The sequence below is a fragment of the Megasphaera sp. NM10 genome (assembly GCF_000417505.1).
Taxonomy (GTDB): domain Bacteria; phylum Bacillota; class Negativicutes; order Veillonellales; family Megasphaeraceae; genus Megasphaera; species Megasphaera intestinihominis.
In genome coordinates, this window is sequence record NZ_APHY01000074.1 from 1 (window position 1) to 5,707 (window position 5,707).

The 5,707-nt window shown below is 54.2% G+C and carries 8 protein-coding genes; 5 read left to right on the forward strand and 3 right to left on the reverse strand.

What is annotated here, in order from left to right; all coding sequences use genetic code 11:
- The 5 genes from NM10_RS10915 to NM10_RS10935 all read left to right on the forward strand — a co-directional run.
- A partial coding sequence (locus tag NM10_RS10915; RefSeq protein WP_020311620.1) for an IS200/IS605 family accessory protein TnpB-related protein occupies positions 1–554 on the forward strand: 554 nt, incomplete at its 5' end.
- A gap of 360 nt (positions 555–914) precedes the next feature.
- Complete coding sequence (locus NM10_RS10920) at positions 915–1,397, forward strand: peptidylprolyl isomerase (RefSeq protein WP_020311621.1); 483 nt, start codon at positions 915–917, stop codon at positions 1,395–1,397.
- 7 nt (positions 1,398–1,404) lie between these two features.
- Positions 1,405–1,674 carry a GIY-YIG nuclease family protein gene (locus tag NM10_RS10925; RefSeq protein ID WP_020311622.1) on the forward strand — a complete coding sequence of 90 codons (270 nt, stop codon included), beginning with the start codon at positions 1,405–1,407 and terminating at the stop codon, positions 1,672–1,674.
- Positions 1,675–1,679: 5 nt separating this feature from the next.
- Complete coding sequence (locus NM10_RS10930; RefSeq protein WP_020311623.1) at positions 1,680–2,882, forward strand: M48 family metallopeptidase; 1,203 nt, start codon at positions 1,680–1,682, stop codon at positions 2,880–2,882.
- Positions 2,875–4,287, forward strand: a complete 1,413-nt coding sequence (locus tag NM10_RS10935; protein ID WP_020311624.1) for a GDSL-type esterase/lipase family protein — start codon at positions 2,875–2,877, stop codon at positions 4,285–4,287. Before NM10_RS10930 ends, NM10_RS10935 begins: the two co-directional genes overlap by 8 nt.
- Positions 4,288–4,464: 177 nt before the next feature.
- On the opposite strand, the gene NM10_RS15060 is transcribed toward NM10_RS10935, so the two are convergent.
- The 3 genes from NM10_RS15060 to NM10_RS10945 all read right to left on the reverse strand — a co-directional run.
- Entirely contained in the window at positions 4,465–4,971 is a 507-nt protein-coding gene (locus tag NM10_RS15060) for a sugar-binding transcriptional regulator (protein WP_020724219.1), read from the reverse strand.
- Positions 4,943–5,404: a sugar-binding domain-containing protein gene (locus NM10_RS15065; protein WP_256378990.1), complete on the reverse strand. Its 462-nt coding sequence runs from the start codon at positions 5,402–5,404 to the stop codon at positions 4,943–4,945. The genes NM10_RS15060 and NM10_RS15065 overlap by 29 nt, the downstream gene beginning before the upstream one ends.
- Positions 5,405–5,499: 95 nt before the next feature.
- Positions 5,500–5,707: transposase (locus NM10_RS10945; protein ID WP_020311625.1), on the reverse strand; the 208-nt coding region annotated here is incomplete at its 5' end.

Genomic DNA, 5,707 nt, shown 5'->3' on the forward strand with positions numbered 1-5,707 from the left:
ATTGGAACAAACGCAAAGCCAGACTCCAAAGCATTGCCGCCAAGCAGGGCCGGAAGACGACGAACCAGCTCTGTCAGTTAGCGAAGAAACGCAATTTCCGGATGCAGGACATCCTTCGCAAGACAGCCCGCTATATCCTCGATTTTTGCATCAGTCATCAGATAGGGACTATCGTCTGTGGCTATAATCGCGATTTCAAACGAGGACTAAAGCTGGGCAAAGTGACGAATCAGCATTTCGCTCAAATCAATTTGAGCTATCTTCGTAGTACCTTGAAACACCTGTGTGAACGCTATGGGATAACCTATCTGGAACAGGAAGAATCCTATACCTCTCAGGCCAGTTGCCTGGATTTGGATGATATTCCCGTATACCAGCTGGATGCCCCCTATACAGGACGTTCAGCGGGAAACGAATCCGGCGCGGCCTGTACCGTTTCGCTAACGGCAGGACGGCCAATGCCGACATCAACGGTGCCGCTAATATACTCCGCAAAAGTAAGCAGAACTTCGATTTCGAGGAACTGTGTAAGGGGATTTTGGACAGCCCTTTGAGAATAAGGCTATCCTGATTTCAGGAGAAAACTTAAACAGCAACCTTCTCAAGAATCTCCCGCGTCTATAAGCGGGAGAGGTTCAAAAAACCTGCCATCATGCCAGAGTGAGCTGTGGTGGAATTTCGCGGCGGGCCGCCCGTCGGGACGGCCCCTACGAAAAGGCCCCGATTGGGGCGATTTTTACGAGCCGAGGGTTACTCGAGGCGATGTCGTTATTCTGAGTCTGTTGCCGCGTAGCGGCATCTGAGTCCGAGGCGGCCTGCGGGCGCTTTAGCGCCCTAACTACTTGCGGAATTGCCTATTCTACGGTAATATAAACGTATACAATACCTTATTATATACACAGGAGGCTGTTACTATGGCAGACAATAAAACATACGCTGTGTTCCAGACGAACCGCGGCGATTTTACGGTAGAACTTTTTGCAGACAAGGCACCGATTACGGTCGAAAATTTTGTGAATTTGGCAAAATCCGGTTTTTATGATGGCACGATTTTCCATCGCATCATTGCCGATTTCATGATCCAAGGCGGCGACCCGACGGGTACGGGATGCGGCGGCTCGAAACAGACGATTCCTGATGAATTCGGTCCGGGCCTCGATTTCAGCGAACCCGGTGTCCTGGCTATGGCCAATGCCGGCCCTAATACGGGCAGTTCCCAGTTCTTCGTGACGGTCGTCCCGACGCCGTGGCTCCAGAACCATCATTCTATTTTCGGCAAGGTCGTCAAGGATTATGACGTCGTCGAAGGCATCAGCAGAGTCAAGACCGATTTTGCCGATAAACCGCTGGAAGATGTTGTCCTGAATACGGTGAAAATCGTCACGGAAGAAGCCTAAGGGCTTCATGTTATATTATACGTATATGGTGCGCTGCGCCGACCAGTCTTTATATACGGGCTGGACGCTGGATGTGCCCCGGCGGGTCGCAGCGCATAATGACGGCAGAGGGGCTAAGTATACCCGTTCCCGTCGCCCTGTAACCCTGGCCTGGTGCCAGGGTTTTCCTACAAAACACGAGGCCATGCATTGGGAATGGCAAATCAAGCAGTGGACGAAAAAGAAGAAGGAGAAGCTCTGCCGGGAACAGCTTTCGCTAACGGATGAGGGAGGATGATAGGGATGAAATTATGGAAAAAATGGCTGACGACTCTCGTTGCCAGCCTGTCTCTCTGCGTGGCGCCTGTCGCCATCGCTTCGGCTGCGTCGACGGCGCAGATCCTGCTCTATGGGGCAGCGACTATGGCTCTGGCCAAACAGCAGCTGCTCCAGATGGACAACAACAATCAGAAGCAGATGTTGGCCAATACGCAGGCCAAGACTGGTGTCGTCGATAATGAAGCCTACAGCGACCGTCTGGAAAATATCCAGCGCAACCTCGTAGCGACGGGCCTCATCAAGCGCAATTACGATGTCTATGCCAACCCGTCGAAAGAGTTGAACGCCTTTGAAACGATTGGCGGCGTCATTTCCGTCAATAAGGGGATGCTCGATGCCCTCAACGACGATGAACTGGCCTTTACCATGTGCCATGAAATGCAGCACGGCGAAAAACGCCATGCCATCAACGGCGTCCTCAAGAGTATCGGTATTTCGACGCTCATCGACGTTTCCCTTGGCGGTAATGCCGACGTCCTCGACATTCTCCTGGGCAGTGTGGCCGTCAATTACATCGACAATGAATTCGTCACTATGGACCAGGAAAAACAGGCCGATGCGACGGGCTTCAATGTCTTCAAGAACACGGCCTACAATGTCGGCGGCGCGGCTTCGTCCATGCAGTACGTTTACGAACAGTACGGCGAACTGTGGCAGGAAGGCTTCAAGCGCGTCATCAGTCCGAATAATCATCCTCAGATGTCGAGCCGTATTGAAAAGCTGGCCGGCCGCATGACCTTGTGGTCGGGCAACCGCGTCCAGGTCGGCGGCAACACGGTCTATGTCAATGCCAAACCCGTCGTCACACCGGCTGCAGCCGGGACGTATTCGTCGCGGCGCCGGGCTTTCCTGGTAGCGGGCAATCTGGCCCGGGCTACGCATGACGTCTACGGCGAAGCGACGAAAGACGACAAGGTCGTTACGGAAGCGATGAACAAGAAGCAGCCGTCGTGGAACGTAGCGTCCCGCGGTAACGATGTCTATGTCAACGACTTGCGCATCATGACCTGTGCTGACGGTGATGATCAGCCGGCTATCGTCAAGAATATCCAGTCGGCCCTGGAAGCCAAGCCGGCCATGTTGAGCAAGAAGGAAATCCAGAAGCAGAATAAAGCCTGGACCCAGAAGTACGGTTATAAGAAAGATAAGAAGGAGAAGAATGCGTAAACAATTAGCTTTTATCACGGCTCTCATGGCCCTGACCCTGGGGGTCGGCATCTTTGCCGGCGCCCGTCAGTCGACGGACTCCCACGGTGTCGACGTGGCCCTGGAAGAAGCGCGGCAGCATGTAAAGGCCGATAGTGATGACATGCCGGCTTTGCGGGAAAAACCGCATGTCACTCTCCATTATCCGGCGACGGATCCGGCTGATGGCCATCCCACCCTGCGCTGGAGCCGTGTCGACGGGGCTGTCATGTATGACGTGCAGATCTTGAAGAAAGAGGAAGAAAAAGGCGATGACGGAAAGGTCAGTACGTCTTACGAGCCTTTCATGGATGACCAGAAGGCTTATACGACGGGACTGGAACTGGATTTGCCCGATACCTTCCTGGGACAGGTCTTTTACTGGCGCGTCCGCGGCCTCGATTTGAAGGGCCGTCCGGTCAGTGAATTTTCGGATATCGAAGAAGCGCATGTCGATATTTTCCAGCCTTTTACGGAAAAGCCGACGCCCTTGTCCTTTTTCAACCAGGGACCGGGACAGACCCTGCTCTATCCGGTCTACGACTGGATAGCCGTACCGGGGGCAGCAAAGTATGAAGTAGAAATCCTCAACGATTTGCCGGAAGATCCGAATGGTACGGCGCCGTCGATTCATCGCATCGACAGTTACACGCCGCAATATGCCCAGCAGTACGACCAGAAGGCCCGCATGGGCGATAAGCCCTTTTACTGGCGCGTCCTGGCTCTGGATGGGGCAGGCAATCCTATCGGCGGTTATTCCGATGCCCTGCCCTTTGAGCTGGACCCGGCAGCGGAACAGGGCGTCGTCGCTATCTTTGGCGACAGTATCAGCCACGGTGGCGGCAGTATTTCCTATTCGCCGACGGATTGGGACTTCAGTTACGCTTCGTATCTCATGTTCCCGACGATCAACCTGGCCCAGAGCGGCGATACGAGCGCCATGGGCGTCGAACGCTTCGACCGCGACGTCCTGCCCTTCAAGCCGTCGTATGTCATTATCCTCATCGGCTCCAACAGCCTCCGCGCCGGCGTGCCGGCCGGTGAAGTCATCAGTGACTTACAGACGTTGAAGGAAAAATGCCTGAGCCATGGCATCAAGCCCGTTTTCCTGACCATTCCGCCGCTCAATCCGGAGAACATCAAGGCTGCCTTCGACCAGGATACGGCCGATGACTGGCGCGGCGCCATTGCCGAAGTCAACGACTACATCGACACGCAGGTCCATATCGACATCACGCCGGGCATGGCCGACAGCCGCGGCGAACTCAAGACCGAACTGGCCCTGGACGGACTCCATCTCGACCCGCCGGGCAAAAAAATGATGGCTGCTGCCATCAATAACGCCTGGGCCAGCATCACCGCCCTGCCCGATAGCGCCTGGGAGTGAAGGGCGGGCACATGAAGGGGTCTGCCATCATGCGAGGCCCCGTTCTCTTTATAGTTTGTAGTACGGAGTTTGTAGTTTGTAGAAGTTGACTTTAAATTTTTAGCCATATTTCTGCAAACTAAAAACTACAAACTTAAAACTTAAAAAGGTCCTGTCACTATGTGACAGGACCTTTTTTTACACCTTCTCCAGTAATCGTTTGGCTGTGAACTGGTCGGTGATGAGGACGTTGGCGTAGCCTCCTTTTAGGGCCGCCCGGATGCTGGCGATTTTGCCTTCGCCGCCGGACAGGAGGATGCTGTATTCTTTGTTGCGCAGGTCATCGAGGGCGATACCGACGGTGCGGTCGTTCAGCTCCTGGCTGGAGATATTTCCGTCTTTATCGAAGAAGCGGGAGCAGATATCGCCGACGGCGTGGCTCTTGAGGTAGGCCTTTTCCTGGGCGTCGGCATAGCCCAGACGGAAGAACAAGGCATTGTCGCGGACGGTGCCGACGCTGAATATGGCGATGTTGGCGTTGCGGCCCAGTTCCAGGACGCGCTTGATGTGGCGGTCGCGGTAGACCATTTCCTTGACCTCTTTCGAGTCGAAGAGGACCGGCAGCGGCAGGTACTGGGCGATAGTTTCATAGTTCTTGGCGAATTTTTCCAATATTTCATTGGCAAAGGTTTCGCTCGTCGACAAGGTGATGCCCCCTTCGAGCTGGACAATCTGGGCGCTTCAGGGGATGGGGGATGAGCTGGTGGGACAGGCTATGCAGGGTCGTGCCCCAGCCGACGCCGATGATGTCCCCGTCCTGGATGATTTCATTGATATAGGCAGCGCCGCGCTGGCCTATATATTTCTTGACCTCTTCTTCGTCTTCGATAGGGGCGTTGGCGATGCAGACATCGCGCAGGCCGTATGCGGCGGCGACTTTTTGGGCCAGCTGGCCCTGGTCTTCGATGGGGTCGAAGATTTCGATGCGCACGAAGCCCATGTCCTTGGCGTACTGTAAAAGCCGCGATACCGACGGACGGGACAGCTGCAGCTCTTTGGCAATCTCGGCCTGGCTGAAGCCCGACTGGTAATACAATTTGGCAGCGCTGATGGCTAGTTTATTCTTATCATGTTGCATAGGAATCCATCCTTAATTATAGATATTTTGAACCTCTCCCGCTTATAGAAGCGGGAGATTCTTGAGAAGGTTGCTGTTTAAGTTTCCTCCTGAAATCAGGATAGCCTTATTCTCAAAGGGCTGTCCAAAAGCCCCTTACACAGTCCTTCGAAATCGAAGTTCTGCTTACTTTTACGGAGTATATTGGCGGCGCCGTTGATGTCGGCATTGGCCGTCCTGCCGTTGGCGAAGCGGTACAGGCCGCGCTGGACTCGTTTCCCGCTGAACGTTCCTGTATRAGGTGTATCCGGCTGGTATACCTGA